The 644-nt window shown below is 34.3% G+C and carries 1 pseudogene; it reads left to right on the top strand.

From position 1 onward, the window contains the following. A pseudogene (locus tag HMPREF0216_RS17390) lies at nt 1–644 on the top strand (beta-hexosaminidase); the annotation flags it as partial.

Genomic DNA, 644 nt, shown 5'->3' with positions numbered 1-644 from the left:
GATGGTGGATTAACTCCAACTCAAACATTCGGTCCAAACATTCCAGCCGCAATGGATGTTATATTTGGTGCTTACGAAGCTCAAGGTACATTACCTGTTGATGTTCCACAAGTTGATGAAACTGGTGCTATAGTTGCTGGTGACAATGCTTATGACTACGGATTTGGTATAACTAATTTAACTTCTGTAGGGGTAGCTACTTCTACTAATGAATCTGAAGTTAATGCAGGAGAAGAATTTGATGTTAAGCTTTCTTTAACTGAAATTGAAGGATTAAAATCTGACAAATATTCATTAGTGACTAACTTTAACGATACTGATTTTGAAGTAGTTTCTGTTAAATCTAATGACGAAAACTTAACTGTAGTTGATTATACAGTTGATGGTTCAACATTAACTATTAACTTATCTGATGCAAATGCAGAAGCTTTAACTGATGTTACAATCACATTAAAAGCTAAATCTGACGCTAAAGATAACGCTACAGTATTATCAGAAGTTAAAGTAATCGATGGAAAAGATAGACAGTTTACTACTACTGGAACTCATAGCACTATCAATGTAGTTAAAGTTGATGAAACTCCAGATGTTCCAGTTGATCCTGAAACTCCAGACAACTCAGAAACTGAAGATGATTCAAACAA

The sequence above is a fragment of the Clostridium celatum DSM 1785 genome, assembly GCF_000320405.1.
Taxonomy (GTDB): Bacteria; Bacillota; Clostridia; order Clostridiales; family Clostridiaceae; genus Clostridium; species Clostridium celatum.
Note: the sequence above shows the minus strand (reverse complement) of the source record. Positions and strands in the feature narration are given on the sequence as shown.